General features: G+C 29.6%; 18 protein-coding genes. 8 read left to right on the top strand and 10 right to left on the bottom strand.

Going from position 1 to position 13,967, the window contains the following annotated elements; genetic code table 11:
- Positions 1 to 81: 81 nt before the first annotated feature.
- From MBBWO_RS05530 to MBBWO_RS05520, 3 genes are all read right to left on the bottom strand, one after another.
- Positions 82 to 228 carry a 50S ribosomal protein L40e gene (locus MBBWO_RS05530; RefSeq protein ID WP_116669882.1) on the bottom strand — a complete coding sequence of 49 codons (147 nt, stop codon included), beginning with the start codon at positions 226 to 228 and terminating at the stop codon, positions 82 to 84.
- 140 nt (positions 229 to 368) lie between these two features.
- Positions 369 to 884, bottom strand: a complete 516-nt coding sequence (locus MBBWO_RS05525; protein WP_116669881.1) for a DUF367 family protein — start codon at positions 882 to 884, stop codon at positions 369 to 371.
- Positions 885 to 895: 11 nt separating this feature from the next.
- Positions 896 to 1,564, bottom strand: a complete 669-nt coding sequence (locus tag MBBWO_RS05520; RefSeq protein ID WP_116669880.1) for a hypothetical protein — start codon at positions 1,562 to 1,564, stop codon at positions 896 to 898.
- A gap of 241 nt (positions 1,565 to 1,805) precedes the next feature.
- Here MBBWO_RS05520 and MBBWO_RS05515 point away from each other — a divergent pair, with 241 nt between their 5' ends.
- The 4 genes from MBBWO_RS05515 to MBBWO_RS05500 are packed head-to-tail and all read left to right on the top strand — an operon-like array spanning position 1,806 to position 3,685.
- On the top strand, positions 1,806 to 2,501 hold the full coding sequence (locus tag MBBWO_RS05515) for a hypothetical protein (RefSeq protein ID WP_116669879.1): 696 nt from the start codon (positions 1,806 to 1,808) through the stop codon (positions 2,499 to 2,501).
- Positions 2,502 to 2,506: 5 nt separating this feature from the next.
- On the top strand, positions 2,507 to 3,040 hold the full coding sequence (locus MBBWO_RS05510) for a nicotinamide-nucleotide adenylyltransferase (RefSeq protein ID WP_116669878.1): 534 nt from the start codon (positions 2,507 to 2,509) through the stop codon (positions 3,038 to 3,040).
- Positions 3,041 to 3,049: 9 nt separating this feature from the next.
- Positions 3,050 to 3,487 (top strand): molybdenum cofactor biosynthesis protein MoaE, encoded by a 438-nt coding sequence (locus MBBWO_RS05505; protein WP_116669877.1) that lies wholly within the window; start codon positions 3,050 to 3,052, stop codon positions 3,485 to 3,487.
- Positions 3,488 to 3,490: 3 nt separating this feature from the next.
- Positions 3,491 to 3,685 (top strand): hypothetical protein, encoded by a 195-nt coding sequence (locus tag MBBWO_RS05500; RefSeq protein WP_116669876.1) that lies wholly within the window; start codon positions 3,491 to 3,493, stop codon positions 3,683 to 3,685.
- On the opposite strand, the gene tsaA is transcribed toward MBBWO_RS05500, so the two are convergent.
- The 4 genes from tsaA to MBBWO_RS05480 are packed head-to-tail and all read right to left on the bottom strand — an operon-like array spanning position 3,682 to position 6,911.
- On the bottom strand, positions 3,682 to 4,170 hold the full coding sequence (gene tsaA / locus MBBWO_RS05495) for a tRNA (N6-threonylcarbamoyladenosine(37)-N6)-methyltransferase TrmO (RefSeq protein ID WP_116669875.1): 489 nt from the start codon (positions 4,168 to 4,170) through the stop codon (positions 3,682 to 3,684). The genes MBBWO_RS05500 and tsaA overlap by 4 nt on opposite strands.
- A gap of 51 nt (positions 4,171 to 4,221) precedes the next feature.
- The gene (locus MBBWO_RS05490; RefSeq protein ID WP_116669874.1) at positions 4,222 to 5,877 is read right to left on the bottom strand and encodes an AMP-binding protein; all 1,656 of its coding nucleotides are present in this window, start codon (positions 5,875 to 5,877) and stop codon (positions 4,222 to 4,224) included.
- A gap of 16 nt (positions 5,878 to 5,893) precedes the next feature.
- Positions 5,894 to 6,313 carry an acyl-CoA thioesterase gene (locus MBBWO_RS05485; RefSeq protein WP_116669873.1) on the bottom strand — a complete coding sequence of 140 codons (420 nt, stop codon included), beginning with the start codon at positions 6,311 to 6,313 and terminating at the stop codon, positions 5,894 to 5,896.
- A 25-nt stretch (positions 6,314 to 6,338) separates the two neighbouring features.
- Positions 6,339 to 6,911, bottom strand: coding sequence for an XRE family transcriptional regulator (locus tag MBBWO_RS05480; protein ID WP_116669872.1), 573 nt, complete (start codon positions 6,909 to 6,911; stop codon positions 6,339 to 6,341).
- A 319-nt stretch (positions 6,912 to 7,230) separates the two neighbouring features.
- On the opposite strand from MBBWO_RS05480, the gene MBBWO_RS05475 reads away from it, so the two are divergent.
- Positions 7,231 to 8,202 carry a zinc-ribbon domain-containing protein gene (locus MBBWO_RS05475; protein ID WP_165807930.1) on the top strand — a complete coding sequence of 324 codons (972 nt, stop codon included), beginning with the start codon at positions 7,231 to 7,233 and terminating at the stop codon, positions 8,200 to 8,202.
- A 115-nt stretch (positions 8,203 to 8,317) separates the two neighbouring features.
- On the opposite strand, the gene MBBWO_RS05470 is transcribed toward MBBWO_RS05475, so the two are convergent.
- Positions 8,318 to 9,343, bottom strand: coding sequence for a M42 family metallopeptidase (locus MBBWO_RS05470; protein ID WP_116669870.1), 1,026 nt, complete (start codon positions 9,341 to 9,343; stop codon positions 8,318 to 8,320).
- Positions 9,344 to 9,361: 18 nt separating this feature from the next.
- The gene (locus MBBWO_RS05465; RefSeq protein ID WP_116669869.1) at positions 9,362 to 10,444 is read right to left on the bottom strand and encodes a Coenzyme F420 hydrogenase/dehydrogenase, beta subunit C-terminal domain; all 1,083 of its coding nucleotides are present in this window, start codon (positions 10,442 to 10,444) and stop codon (positions 9,362 to 9,364) included.
- A gap of 250 nt (positions 10,445 to 10,694) precedes the next feature.
- Between MBBWO_RS05465 and MBBWO_RS05460 the strand changes: the two genes are divergently transcribed.
- Positions 10,695 to 11,471 carry a 4Fe-4S binding protein gene (locus MBBWO_RS05460; RefSeq protein WP_116669868.1) on the top strand — a complete coding sequence of 259 codons (777 nt, stop codon included), beginning with the start codon at positions 10,695 to 10,697 and terminating at the stop codon, positions 11,469 to 11,471.
- A gap of 19 nt (positions 11,472 to 11,490) precedes the next feature.
- Here MBBWO_RS05460 and MBBWO_RS05455 read toward each other — a convergent pair whose 3' ends face one another.
- Positions 11,491 to 12,543: a ribonuclease H-like domain-containing protein gene (locus tag MBBWO_RS05455; RefSeq protein WP_116669867.1), complete on the bottom strand. Its 1,053-nt coding sequence runs from the start codon at positions 12,541 to 12,543 to the stop codon at positions 11,491 to 11,493.
- Between the two features lie 289 nt (positions 12,544 to 12,832).
- Between MBBWO_RS05455 and MBBWO_RS05450 the strand changes: the two genes are divergently transcribed.
- Positions 12,833 to 13,219 carry a hypothetical protein gene (locus MBBWO_RS05450; protein WP_116669866.1) on the top strand — a complete coding sequence of 129 codons (387 nt, stop codon included), beginning with the start codon at positions 12,833 to 12,835 and terminating at the stop codon, positions 13,217 to 13,219.
- Between the two features lie 4 nt (positions 13,220 to 13,223).
- Positions 13,224 to 13,961: a 4-phosphopantoate--beta-alanine ligase gene (locus MBBWO_RS05445; protein ID WP_116669865.1), complete on the top strand. Its 738-nt coding sequence runs from the start codon at positions 13,224 to 13,226 to the stop codon at positions 13,959 to 13,961.
- The last annotated feature ends 6 nt before the right edge of the window (positions 13,962 to 13,967 follow it).

Raw genomic sequence — 13,967 nt, 5'->3', positions numbered from 1 at the left:
AATTAAAACATAAAATAAAATTCATAAAAATAGTTTTTAATTATAATAAAAAAAGAAAAAAATAAGGTAAAGAGAATAAATCTATCCTCTTGGTTCTTTAGCTTTGAATCTTAAACCTTTGTAACCACATTTTCTGCAAGTTTTTGCACTAGCTGGGTTACGAGCATTACATTTTAAGCAAATTTTTACATTGAACATTCTGTTTTCAGCTTCTTCAAATCTTGCCATTAGTAACTCCTCCCTATATTCCTAAATTAATCAATAATAATCAACAAAACATTATGAAACAAAATCAGTTAAATTACTGTTCATAAATATTATTATAAAATATAAACTTAATAGTATTTAAACCTTTAGTTAAAATAAGGTTATTCATGAGAATTTAAGAAATCATTTTGAATTTCAACCACTTCTTTACTACTATCAGCTTCACTATATGCTTCTAAAAGGTCATGATTCAATTCTAAAAATGTATGACCCCATTTAAAACCATCAAGAAGATTCTTAGCTTCATCTTTAAAACGAGTTATATAAAGAGTAGCAGCTATTGCTTCAACAGTTGATAAAATACATGGTTTTCCATAGTTTACTGGATTGGTAGCTATTAAAAAAGGAAGAGATCTATGGTATTTAGATAATGAAAAGAATTTTTTTGATTTAGAAACTTCATTCCAAGAGCAGTCCAAACCAACAATTCCTCTCCTAGATACCATTTTACAGTCTTCATAAGAAACAGCCTTATCAGAATATGGATTTAAAACCAGTGCACCACTTGGAATTTTATTAATATTATAAACAAGTCTGCATTTACCCATCTTTTCTAATTTAATAGCAGTACATTTCTTTTTATCACATTCATCTGCATGAAAAACTGTAATTCTCATCAATATCCCTACTAAATTGGATTTCCATTAATATCTACTTCACCAGCTTTATATCTCTCCATCAAATCAACATATTGCTGGAATGTTGCTTGATCCATACCTAAAAGCTCATATAGTTCAGGCACTTCAGAGTTAGGTTTTAATTGGGAACTTTCCAATAATGGAACAACATAATTTTCATAAGCTTCACAATAAAGAGAACCGTCAACTTCAACAGAAGAACTATTTTCAAATATAGCATAGGTTAAAAAGTCCTGATTTTCTTTATTAGCAACACACATATAGATATAAACTGTTTGATTAGTTGAATTAGTGGTGTTATTACCGGCATTCATCATTCCAGTCAAAGTGTAAATATCCCATTGCTGACCATTGAATTCCCTTTCATCAGGCCCACTCATTCCTTGAACTAAATAAGTATCTATAATATAAGAAGCATTTTTACAAGTAGACATGTTATATTGAATTTTATTAGCTTCATCGGCATATGCAGATGCCCATTCAGTTGAATTATTTACTAATTTAACATTACCTGCAAATTCACCACTCATAAAAGAATTATCAAAAGGTGTTGTGGTTGATTCACCTTTATCTGACATAGTGAAAGCATAAATTCCACCAATAATGACAACTACCACAATAATAACAATAGCTGCAATTATCTTTTTATTAAATTCCATTAAGAAAAAACCTCCATCGAGTATTATTTTATTTAATTTTATTAAAAGTATTTAATATAAGTTAGTATAATTTAAAAAAACATTATTTACATTACAATAAAATTTTATTAGTTAATAGAAAATAATTTAATTAAAGTTTATTTTACCTATAAAAAGAATGTAAAACAATGTTTTTAAAGAAAAAAATATTTATAACTAAAAATAAATAAAATAATTAAATTAAATCCTAAAAGGCAATAATATGAATAGAAAACAATATAAAATCCTTTTAGTAATACTAATTGCTATAGTAATTATTAACACAGCTTTTATTATTAGTGCTGATTCTAACGTATACAGTACCGAAGAAATTGGTACAAATGTAAATGGAACTGTATACAAGATTACAGCAGGAAATAATCAAAGTGAAGATGTTGTAACATTAATATTAGGAATACACCCTAGAGAACATCAAATACATGAAGCTGTAAACTCCACTCTCGCAGAAATTTGTGGTGAAGACGGTTCTCAGAATTTAACAAAAAAATATGTAGTATACTATGTTGATATTAATGACAATATCACTTCTCGTGAGGATACAAGGCCTGCAGGTGAAGGATTAGCAAGTCAATTTATTGTTCCAAATATCAAATCAGATAATCCTTTTATTGTCGTCGATATCCATGAAATAGATGCAACTTATGAATATGCTAACTTCATATATTCCATTTCAAATACAACAGAAGGAAATGAGTATGCACAAGAAATAGCTGAGAAAATAGATGTTGCCCAATTTAACTTTACAGAGGGAACAAGCCCTGAAAAAGTAACAATACCTATTGCAGAGCAAGGAGTTACAACATTACTCTTTGAAACATCTACAATTAACTCATATGATGAAAAAATGGATGTTGCAAGAAGTCTTATTTATGCATTAGATAATCTCCAACCAAGGTGAGTTCTATGAAAACAAATAGGGGAATTCTAATTGGAAGAATGCAGCCATTTCATAATGGACATATTCAGGTAATAAAAAAGATTCTAGAGGAAGTAGATGAAATAATCATTGGTATTGGAAGTGCACAGATAAGCCATGATCTTAAAAACCCATTTACTGCTGGAGAAAGATTGGTAATGATAAAACAATCTTTAGTTGAGCATAATATTGATCCAAGTAGATACTACATTATTCCAATGGAAGACATCAATAAAAATGCAATTTGGGTATCATATATTAAAATGCTCACACCTCCTTTTAATAAAATTTATTCAGGAAACTACCTTGTTAAACAGCTATTTTATGAGGAAGGTTATGAAGTAAAAACACCACCCTTATTTGATAGATTAAAACTTTCAGGAACAGAAGTTAGGAAAAGAATGCTTAATGATGAAAATTGGCAAGAATTGGTTCCTAATGCTACCGTTGAATTAGTAAATGAAATAAAGGGTATTGAAAGAATTAAAAATTTATCTAAAAAAGAAATAAGCGACATGTGAGATGTTAAAATGGTCATTAAATTAATTGAAGATAAAGAAGAAAAAATAGAAATGGCTGATTTAATAGCTGATTTAAAAAAGAGCAGAAAGGTTGATTATTCAGGAGCAATCTTTACTTTTGAAGGTATTGTCAGAGGAAAAGAAGATGAAATGGACTTGAAAAAATTAATTTTAACAACACCTGACAAAGAAAAAACAATAAAAGATATTGAAAGAATCGTTGAAAATGCCAAAATGAAATACGGTGTTTTTGAAATCTCTGTAGTTCATCATGTTGGAGAGTTCTACACCGGAGACTCATTATTTTTAGTTGCAGTACTAGGTAACCATAGAAAAGAAACCTTAGATGCATTACATGAAGTTATAGAAAAAGTAAAACATGATGTTGAATTTAAAAAAGAAGAAATTTCCAATGAAGGAACAAAAATAATAATGGCAGGAGGATAGTTAATGCCTTTATCTGCCACTGCTTTTTTTATTATTAAACTTTTAATATTATTTGGAGTTGTATACTTAATTATTAAAAATATTAAAGTTATAGCTCTTGTAATAGCTGCATTATTCCTGTTTTTTGCACTTCAGAATGTTTTCGGATATAATGCAGTAGACGTTTTAACTCAAATTTTCACATTTCCAACAAATTAAGATATAAACCTATCATCAGCTTTTTTTGTTGATGCATCCTGATGTTTATCTTCAAACCATCCTATTTTTAACTCATCAACAGTGCCATCGTATAAATGAGGTACAAAAGGTTTAATATCTAAAATTGGTGTTCCATTTAGCATATCTACATTTTCAACATGCACAATGTTATCTTCAACACCAGTAACTTTAATTACAGAAGCCCCAATACGATTAGGTCTTTTTGGTGATCTTGTTGCAAAAACTCCATGAGTCTTATCATCTAAAAAAGGTTTAACTTCCAAAGAATGTCCTTTAACCTTATGAAGCAAGTATAACACTTCAATATGTGAAAATCCTTCAAGGTCTTTTAATCCCTCTTTAAATTCATCTTTTAAGATTAATTGTCCCTTAACACCTTTAGCACCTACTGGCTGAATAGGCATACCTTCCAATTCTTCAAAAGGTGTTTTTATAATTCCTAAAGATTCAAGTTCAATTTTCATAACAATCAATCTCCAATAAAATGTAAAAAAAAAAGTAAAAGAAAGAATTAGCTATAATTCACCATTTTTCTTTCTTTCTTCAAGGAGTTTAAGTCCAATATCTCCAAGTTTATATTTTTGAATCTTACCACTTGTAGTTAATGGGAATTCATCAACAAAGAAAACATATTTTGGTACTTTATATCTAGCTATTTTTCCAATAGCATAATCTCTAATATCTTCTTCAGTTAAATCAGCATCCTCTTCTTTAATAATGAAAGCACCAACGATTTCACCATATTTCTCATCAGGAATACCTGCAACTTGAACATCCCTAATTCCATCTATTGTAAATAAGAACTCTTCAATTTCACGAGGATAAATGTTTTCTCCACCTCTAATAATCATATCCTTAATTCTTCCAACAATAGAATAGTATCCATCTTCATCTACAGTAGCTAGATCTCCACTATGTAACCATCCGTCAGGTTCAATAACTTCTGCAGTTTTTTCAGGCATTTTGTAATATCCTTTCATTACATTGAAACCTCTACACATGATTTCTCCTTTTTCACCAACACCCACTTCTTCACCAGTTTCTGGGTCAACGATTTTAACTTCAATATTTGGGAAAGGAGTTCCAACAGTGTTAACCTTTTTCTCAAAGCTATCAGATGCATTGGTTTGAGTAAAACCAGGTGATGCTTCAGTTAATCCATAAACACTGGTAATTTCAGTCATGTTCATTTTGTCAATTACTTCTTTCATTGTTTCAACAGGACAGGTTGAACCAGCCATAATACCAGTTCTTAAAGAAGACATGTCAAACATGTCAAACATTGGATGGTTTAATTCAGCTATGAACATGGTAGGAACACCGTAAATAGCAGTACATTTTTCTTTTTGAATAGCTGAAAGTGCAAGTAATGCATCAAACTCTTCAAGCATTACAACTGTAGCTCCATGAGTTATAATTGCCATAATACCTAATACAGTTCCAAAACAATGGAAAAGAGGAACAGGAAGACAAACTCTATCTTTATTAGTGTAGTTCATGTTTTCTCCAATGTAATAACCATCATTAAGGATATTACGACTGGAAAGCATTACACCTTTAGGAAAACCTTCAGTACCACTTGTATACTGCATATTAATAACATCATTGTTGTCAAATTTCTTTTTAGCTTCAACAAGAACATCATCACTTTGGTTTTTACCAAGTAAGATTAATTCATTAGTATTGTACATACCACGATGTTTTTCTTGGCCCACATGAATTACATACTCTAAAAATGGGAACTTATCAGATTTTAAATGTCCCCTTTGACATGTTTTTAATTCAGGGACTAACTCATAAAGCATTTCAATATAGCTAGTTCCTCTAAATTCATCAGTCATAGCTAAAGCTTTCATATCTGACTGATCTAAAACATATTCCAATTCATGAGATTTATAAGCAGTGTTAACAGTTACAAGTACAGCACCAATTTTAGCAGTAGCAAACATAAAAGTCAACCAATCAGGAACATTTTTAGCCCAAATTCCAACATGATCTCCTTTTTTAATACCAATAGCTAACAATCCTTTAGCTAAATTATTTGCACGTTCATTAAATTCTTTATATGAATATCTTAAATCCCTATCAGGATAAATAAGAAACTCATGGTCCGGTTGTTTTTCTACTTGCATTTCAAAAAAATCTGCTATTGTTTTCTCGGTGAATACCATTTAAACCACCTTTAAATTATTCTTTTCCAATGTCTTCTTCATTTATTAAATGTTGGCTTAATTTTTCCCTAATGTCATCTGGAAGTTTTACGGATTTTTGTTCCATGAAATTAAAGTGAACTAAAACTGCTTTTCCTTTAGCTTTAAGTTCACCACATTGCCATGCTTCATGACCTAATGTAAATGAACTATTTCCAATTTTAAGAACATAAGTTCTAATTTCAACATCTTCATTATAATAAATTTGACCTACAAAATCATATTCAGTACGAACCATGATTAATTTCCAGTCTTCATAACTTAAACTTAAATTTGGTGTAAAAAATCTGAAGATGTCATTTCTTCCAGTTTCAAACCAAATACCAACTATATTATTATTAACATGTCTTAATCCATCAATATCTCCAAATCTTGGTGTTACACTAATCTTAAACATTTCTATCATCTATTAAAAAATTAAATTAAAATGGAGTATACAAAACAGCTAATATTTTTGCATTTTCAGTGTGTGCATGAATATGATGTGGAATAATAGAGTCATAGTATAAACTATCTCCAGGATATAAAAGGTAAGTATTTTGACCGTAAATTAATTCAACTTCCCCTTCAAGAATGTAAATAAATTCTTCACCTTCATGTGAACTTAAATCATGTTCTTCTTCATCACGTTGCATATCAATAACAAAAGGTTCCATATGCCTATCAGATTTTCCAGCACCTAAAGAATAGAATTGTAAGCTAGTATCTTCTGTTTTATTTTCCTCACCAGAGAAATAAACAATTTCTTCACTTTTTCCTTTTCTAATAATAATAGGATCATCTTTAGGGTCATCATCAAGGAAGGTTCCTAATCTTACACCTAATGCTCTAGCCATTCTAGTAAGTGGTGTTAATGAAGGGATAATTTCTCCATCTAATATTTTTTCAACAAGTTCTGGGTTAACTGCGGAATTATTAGCTAATTCTTCAACAGATAGTTGTCTAAGTTCCATTATGTTTCTAATTTTAACTCCAATTTTATTCTTATCAGCCATTTTTTCACCATATTTAATAAATCAATAACATTAAAAAATATACATTTAATTATTTAAAAAGTTTTTTGTAAAACACTATTTTTTTAATAAAAATTGAATAAATTAACAAAATTAAAATATTATAAAACTTATAAAAAATAGGAATATTAATTCAAAAACAACTATTAATCATAGTTTTCTTTATCTTAAAAGAAAAACAATACAAAAAATGAATTAAAGAATGAACAAATCAAAATACAGATAATTAACTACTAATAACTCGAATAAACCTAAAAATAAATAAAATAATTTATATATGTCAATCCTTAAATTGAATAATATGATATGTCCAAATTGTGGTAATGAAAATAAAGAAAGTGCAAAGTTTTGTCGTGTATGTGGTAAACCATTACATACAACTGCTAAAAACCAAGCTCATTCAAAAAAATCAGGCATATCTCCAATGCTAACAATTGCTATAGCGATTATACTTTTAGTTGTAGCAGTTGGTGCAATTATAGGATATATTATTTATTTTGATACATCTGATGTAGAGATTCTTCAGTTAAATACAAAAGATGCTGGAGATGTGCTTCAAAATCCACAAATAGCTGCAAATATTCCAGATTCTGAAATTTCACATCAAATCTCAGAGGCTGCTAAATCAGGAGTTCCAATTTATAAAATTAGTGATGGTGATGGCCCAGTAACTTTAATCACAGCTGGAGTCCATGGAGATCAGTTAAGCCCACAAATAGCTGCTATGGAATTAATTGACTATCTTGATGGACGTAAAATAAAAGGAACAGTTTATGTAATTCCTTTTGCTGCTCCAGGAGCTACTGCCGACAACACTAAATTATCTGATGGCAGTAACTTAAACACAGTTGCTGATGAAGCTGGAACTACATCAAATGATATTGTAAATTTTGCTAAAGCTAACTCTGTTGGAGCAGTTGGGGACTTCCATGGAACTGAAGCAGGTAAAAATCCTGGAGTTACAACAGTAATGTGTTCAAAGGTTCCAACCTATGGAAGTTATCAGTTGGCAAATGACATGGCTTTACTTTCACTTGATACAACCTGGACTTATAGTGTAGCAGGTATCCAATACAGTGGAGCTATTGAAGATGTCTGTAATTTAAATGGCATTCCAGCTGTTACTCCTCTTGTGTTATCTGTTCATGGTCAAGTAGATGAAACATCTGTTGAGGAATCTTATAACCAAATGCTTGCATTGTTATTAGCAAATGGAAACCTTGACCCTAATGACAGTTACTTAAACTTAGCAAATGCAGATATTGATGGATAAAATTAAAAAATATATTGTTAATGTACTATAAAAGAATAAAAATTTTTTTATAGTGCTTAATTTTTTCAAATACTTATTTTAAAAAAAAAGAGTTAAAAAAGGTAAATAGTTACCTTTATAAATTGTTAATAGCTGTTGTAATTAATTGAATAGTAGATTCAATATCTTTCATACTACAGACACTAACAGTAGTGTGAATATATCTAGTTGGAACTGATAAAACACCAGTAGCAATACCTTCTTTTGTTAAGTGAATAGCAGTACCATCAGTAGTTCCACCGTCACTTACTTCAAGTTGGTAATCAATGTCATTTTCATCTCCAGCTTTCATTAGCATTTCTTTAATGGATTTTGCAGTTAAAATTCCACGTCCACTTGCATCTGCTAATACAAGAGCTGGACCTTTTCCCATTACAACAGGTGCTTCTTCAGGTTTAATTCCTGGATGGTCACCAGATAAAGTTACATCAAGAGCTATAGCCATGTCTGGATCTAATTTAAATGCAGAAGTTTTAGCTCCTTTAAGACCTACTTCTTCTTGTACAGTACCTACACCATAAACAGTAGCTCTAGTATCTACTCTTTTTAAAACTTCCATCATTACATAACAACCAACACGGTTATCCAAAGCTTTACCCATTATTAAATCATTAGGGAACTCTTCAAACCATGATTTGAAAGTAATAACATCCCCAACAGATACCATTTCTTCAGCATCTTCTTTGGAACATGCTCCAATATCAATGAACATGTCAGAAGCCTTAATGACTTTATTTCTTTCTTCTGGTTTTGTAACGTGAGGTGGTTTGGAACCTATTACACCAACAACATCACCTTTTGAACCATGAACTACAACAGTCTGATTCATTAACATTTGATCGTTAATTCCACCAATTGTTGTGAATTTAAGATAACCTTTATCATCAATATAACTTACCATTAATCCTATTTCATCCATATGGGCTGCAAGCATTATAGTAGGTGCTTTTTTTTCACCTTTTTTAGTAGCTATTAAATTTCCCATTGTATCTCTTTCAATAGAGTCAACAGTATCTTTTAATTCCCTTTCAATAATTTCAGCTATCTTTTCTTCAGAACCAGAAACACCTGGTGTTAAAGAAAGCTCTTTCATTAATTCCATCTTATCACCAATTAGGTATTATTGTTTCTTACTATTTAAAGATTTAAAACCAATTGGCACAGTACTGTATTTAGTTCCTGCAGCTGATACAACATCCTGAACTCTAGAAGTTAAATATGAAACAGGCCTCCATGGTGCATCTTTATCTTCAGCAACAATAGATACCTCATCAACAACATTATTTTCAAGTAAATTAATTAGAATAGCTGAAACTACCCCACCATCTTGACCAATAATAGAATCTGCTTTAACATCTAATAATTCAATATATTCTCCTAAAGGTTTTTCATCAATATCATTAGGATAAATCTCTTCACTTACAAAAGTCCTAGGGCAAGCGAAATAACATGCATGACAGTCTTCTTCACAATCTTTTGTAATAACTGGTTTTCTATGATTTATTTTAATCGCATCAATAGGACATACATATTCACATGCACCACAAAGAACACAAGACCCTACACTAATAACATCATCCTGTAAATTGTTAAATTGACAGATAGAACATTCATCAACAAATTCTTCTTCATTAACAGCTCTTTTTGAAAGTACTGGTCTTGCAACAGCTTCTCTTTTATTAATAATTTTAGTGTTTCTTTTAATTTTTTTATTAGCTATATTTCTTAGGAGTTTCTCTCCTTTTTCATCTAAAGGTTTAGCTTCAATGGAACCATTTTTAATACAGTTATCGATGATTTCTTTTCCTTTTTCTGTCCTTACAATAACTGTTGAATGGTTTTTACCAGTACCTACTGAACCAACAGCAATATCTGAAACATCAGAAGTGTAATCAGTACAAACATGACAATTTTTACGAGTAAATGGTTCTGTTTCAGCTATAGGAATCTTAAATATATTACCATCAATTAGATATGCAATAAAATAACCTTTTTCTATTCTAAACTCTTTTACTTCATAAAGTTCAATATCATTTTCTTTTAAAAACCTTTCAAGATAAGAATAAGAAAAATTTTCCATACAAAACAATCCTATTTTAACATCAATAGGAGAGCCACCAGTGAAATCTGCATATCTATTAACTTTTGTTGCAGCTAAAATCTGACAAGGAGTTCCTACCATAGCTACTTTTTTATTACTCAATTTTATTCACCTCTTTATCTCAACTGTTAATACTATATAGGATTATTAATAGTAAATTTGAACATCATATAATTTAAAGTTATCTAAAATATAAACAAATTAGTAAAATAGCTATGAAAAATTAATAAAATCTTGAACATAGCCTTTTAATAAACTTATTTACTGAACAATGTTTGAAATAAATCAATTATTCAAAAACAATTATATATTCTCAATTTAAAATATATAACTTAAAATAGGAAGTGAGAGTATGGTTAATATTAAAAAAATCATTAAAGCACATTACAGTCCTTCAAATACAACCAAAAAAGTAGTTAATATAATAGCTGACAATTTTGAAGGACCTACTGAAGAATACAACATATTAAATATTAAAAAAGACACTGAAATTAGAACCTTTGAAGAGGACGAACTTCTAATTATTGGTGTTCCAATTTTTGCAGGTAGAATGCCTCAATATGCAAGAAGCATTATAGAAAACTTCAAAGGAAACGACACTCCTGCAATAGCTATTGCAAATTATGGAAATGCAAATATTGGAGACTGTTTACTTGAATTAGTAGATTTACTTAAAGAAAACGGATTTAAAATACTTGCAGCTTCTACCCCAGTAAGTCAACATTCATTATTCACTAAAGTTGCAGCTGGAAGACCAGATGCTGAAGATACTGAAAAACTCAATGATTTCGCTGCAAAATGTATTGAAAAATTAGCAAATGATGAATTTAATGATATTGAAGTGCCTGGAAATAGGCCATATGTAGAACTTAAAGATATGCCTTGGGTTCCTATTTGTGATGAAACTCTTTGTACATTCTGTTACGACTGTGTAAGCATATGTCCTAATGATGCTATAAGCGATGATGATCCAGTTGAAACTGATGCAAGCAAATGTGATGCATGTACTGCATGTGTTGCAATTTGTCAAGACAATGCAAGGTCATTTAACACTCCTGCATTTGAAGAAAAAGAAAAAGAATTTTCAGCTAATTTTGCACAAAGAAAAGAACCAGAATTCTACTTATAGAATTTAATCTTTTCTTTTTTTAATTAATTTCATCATACATTTTCATTAGAAAACTGACCAATGAAACAATATCCTCACGATTATGTTCCACAATTGGAACTAAAGGACCTAGATTACTATTTTTTAAATAAGTATTGTAAAAACCTGGAACAAACTGACCAGGCACATCATTTTCCCGTTCAATACCAAAAATTTCCTTTTCGATTGTTTGCAGCTGACAGTTTGGCAACTGGTCTTTCCATAGATTCCTTGCAAAATACAATAAATCAAAATGGGGCTTATCTAGCTTATCATCAGGCATTCTATAATAATTTAATCTTTGTTTAATAAAAGGAACATCAAAAAATTTCCCATTAAAAGTTACATGAACAGAATCATCATCTAAATTATCCAAATAAGCTTCTAAAAGAGCAGGTTCCTCAACTGGATCTCTTAACAGGTACTGTTTTGAAATAATATTATTATTCTTAATACTTGCAACACCAATCAAAACAATTGGAACATTAGAAAGGCCTAAAGTTTCAATATCCATAAACTTAAAGTTTTCAGGTTCTACCAGACTAGCTGCTTTTAAACTATTAAGCCCACATTTTTTAGAATATTTATTATCTTCCAACAATGATAAAATATCCTTAAATTCCATATCTTCCAAACTATCTGATAGCTTTGAAGCATTATCACAAAAAGAATCATGATTTTTTAAATCATCCCATGTACAGTAACCTTTTTTCTTAAGTTTTTCCTCTGTTTTAATACCAATTTTAGGAATCAATTTAAGGTTGCTCTTTATCTCATTTTTAAAGTTGTTATCTTTCAGTTTAAAATTAACATTGTGTTTTTTAACTATTTCTAAAGTATCCCCATTAGATGTGCTAATTTCTTTATTATCAGAAAAATCATTAAAGTTAAATCCTTTATATTCTTCTAGAAGTTCATTTTCATAAGCCTTAAAAAAACTAGGTGAATTTTTATAAGCTCTTAATTTTGTTTCATCAGAGGGATTTTCTGAAGACAAGGAATGAGATAAAATAGCTTTCAACAAATATTTTTCATGTTCTTCTCTTTGTGACATTATATCATTGTATTATATTAAACAATTAAATAGTTATTCAAATGTTTTAAATAAAACACAATCATACTCTTTACACTTATCTGTCAATATACTAAACTGTAAATCCAGAGAATAAAGAGATATTAAAGAAAAGATACATTTAATAATGAAATAAAATGTGTTTAAAAAACAATAATCTACTTTAATTAGGATTAATATAAATAATATAAATTTAATAACATTATATTCTTTCATAATTAAGTTCAATGAAAGATAAAATTTATAAAAAAAAACAAACATTGATGATAAAATGGATTTAAAACGTGCAATAATTTATGGATTTCTTTCATGGCTATTTATATGCATTATCAGTTCTATTATTGCGCCTTTCCTTGATATTGATTCACTTCCATATATTAACCTTTCAATCCCAATAACAATCATTGTTGTAACTGGTTTCTTTGGAATTTTATATATTAGGGAGTTCAATGAACATGAAATCAGAGAAGGGTTTAAAGCAGGACTAGTCTTCTTTATAATGGATATACTATGCGATTTATCCTTTTTTATATTGCCTGGAAATCCAAATGCTATTGTAGAACCATACTCCATCCATTTGGTTTCTATGTTTGTACTAATGATATTAATAACAACATTTATCGGTTATTTAGCTCAAATGACAATAAGTTTAAGGTGATATTATGATACCAAAATCACATCCACGCTATGAATCATTACTTTTAAGGGAAAAAATGGTAGAGGCAAGTAAAGAAGGCATTTTAGCTGATTCTGCTTTAATAGCTCATGGTAGGGGAGAAGCTTTTGATTATTTGCTTGGTGAACGCACAACATTTCCAGCAAAAAGAGCAATGTATGCCACTGTTGCTTCAATGCTACTTGCAAATAACCCTGTAATTTCAGTTAACGGAAATACAACTGCATTAGCTATTGATGATATAATCAAACTTGCAGAAGTATTAGATGCAAAAATAGAAATAAATTTATTCTATAGAACTGATGAACGTGTTGAAAAAATAGCTGAAATGTACAAAGAAAGAGGATGGGAAAACATTCTTGGAACTAATGATGATGAACTTAAATATATTAAAAATATTGAAAATCCAAGAGCTTCAGCTAGTAAAACTGGAATATATAATGCAGATGTAGTTTTAGTTCCATTAGAAGATGGAGATAGAGCCGAAATATTAAGCAAAACTGGAAAAACCATTATAGCTATTGATTTAAATCCATTATCTAGAACTGCAATAAAATCTGACATCACTATTGTAGATAATGTAGTAAGAGCAATTCCATTTATGTGCAAAATAGCTGAAGATTTAAAGGAACAGGATAAGGAATTCCTTGTAAACATTAAAAATGATTTCGATAACAAAGACAATCTTAAAGAATCATTAGAACAGTTCAAAGTAAAAGGTTAGTTGATT

This window comes from Methanobrevibacter woesei, assembly GCF_003111605.1.
Classification (GTDB): domain Archaea; phylum Methanobacteriota; class Methanobacteria; order Methanobacteriales; family Methanobacteriaceae; genus Methanocatella; species Methanocatella woesei.
Note: the sequence above shows the minus strand (reverse complement) of the source record. Positions and strands in the feature narration are given on the sequence as shown.

What these genes read in the sequence shown, in the direction of transcription:
- MBBWO_RS05530 (WP_116669882.1), bottom strand. Translation starts at nt 228, where the DNA reads ATGGCAAGATTTGAAGAAGCTGAAAACAGAATGTTCAATGTAAAAATT.
- MBBWO_RS05525 (WP_116669881.1), bottom strand. Translation starts at nt 884, where the DNA reads ATGAGAATTACAGTTTTTCATGCAGATGAATGTGATAAAAAGAAATGT.
- MBBWO_RS05520 (WP_116669880.1), bottom strand. Translation starts at nt 1,564, where the DNA reads ATGGAATTTAATAAAAAGATAATTGCAGCTATTGTTATTATTGTGGTA.
- MBBWO_RS05515 (WP_116669879.1), top strand. Translation starts at nt 1,806, where the DNA reads ATGAATAGAAAACAATATAAAATCCTTTTAGTAATACTAATTGCTATA.
- MBBWO_RS05510 (WP_116669878.1), top strand. Translation starts at nt 2,507, where the DNA reads ATGAAAACAAATAGGGGAATTCTAATTGGAAGAATGCAGCCATTTCAT.
- MBBWO_RS05505 (WP_116669877.1), top strand. Translation starts at nt 3,050, where the DNA reads ATGGTCATTAAATTAATTGAAGATAAAGAAGAAAAAATAGAAATGGCT.
- MBBWO_RS05500 (WP_116669876.1), top strand. Translation starts at nt 3,491, where the DNA reads ATGCCTTTATCTGCCACTGCTTTTTTTATTATTAAACTTTTAATATTA.
- tsaA (WP_116669875.1), bottom strand. Translation starts at nt 4,170, where the DNA reads ATGAAAATTGAACTTGAATCTTTAGGAATTATAAAAACACCTTTTGAA.
- MBBWO_RS05490 (WP_116669874.1), bottom strand. Translation starts at nt 5,877, where the DNA reads ATGGTATTCACCGAGAAAACAATAGCAGATTTTTTTGAAATGCAAGTA.
- MBBWO_RS05485 (WP_116669873.1), bottom strand. Translation starts at nt 6,313, where the DNA reads ATGTTTAAGATTAGTGTAACACCAAGATTTGGAGATATTGATGGATTA.
- MBBWO_RS05480 (WP_116669872.1), bottom strand. Translation starts at nt 6,911, where the DNA reads ATGGCTGATAAGAATAAAATTGGAGTTAAAATTAGAAACATAATGGAA.
- MBBWO_RS05475 (WP_165807930.1), top strand. Translation starts at nt 7,231, where the DNA reads ATGATATGTCCAAATTGTGGTAATGAAAATAAAGAAAGTGCAAAGTTT.
- MBBWO_RS05470 (WP_116669870.1), bottom strand. Translation starts at nt 9,343, where the DNA reads ATGGAATTAATGAAAGAGCTTTCTTTAACACCAGGTGTTTCTGGTTCT.
- MBBWO_RS05460 (WP_116669868.1), top strand. Translation starts at nt 10,695, where the DNA reads ATGGTTAATATTAAAAAAATCATTAAAGCACATTACAGTCCTTCAAAT.
- MBBWO_RS05455 (WP_116669867.1), bottom strand. Translation starts at nt 12,543, where the DNA reads ATGTCACAAAGAGAAGAACATGAAAAATATTTGTTGAAAGCTATTTTA.
- MBBWO_RS05450 (WP_116669866.1), top strand. Translation starts at nt 12,833, where the DNA reads ATGGATTTAAAACGTGCAATAATTTATGGATTTCTTTCATGGCTATTT.
- MBBWO_RS05445 (WP_116669865.1), top strand. Translation starts at nt 13,224, where the DNA reads ATGATACCAAAATCACATCCACGCTATGAATCATTACTTTTAAGGGAA.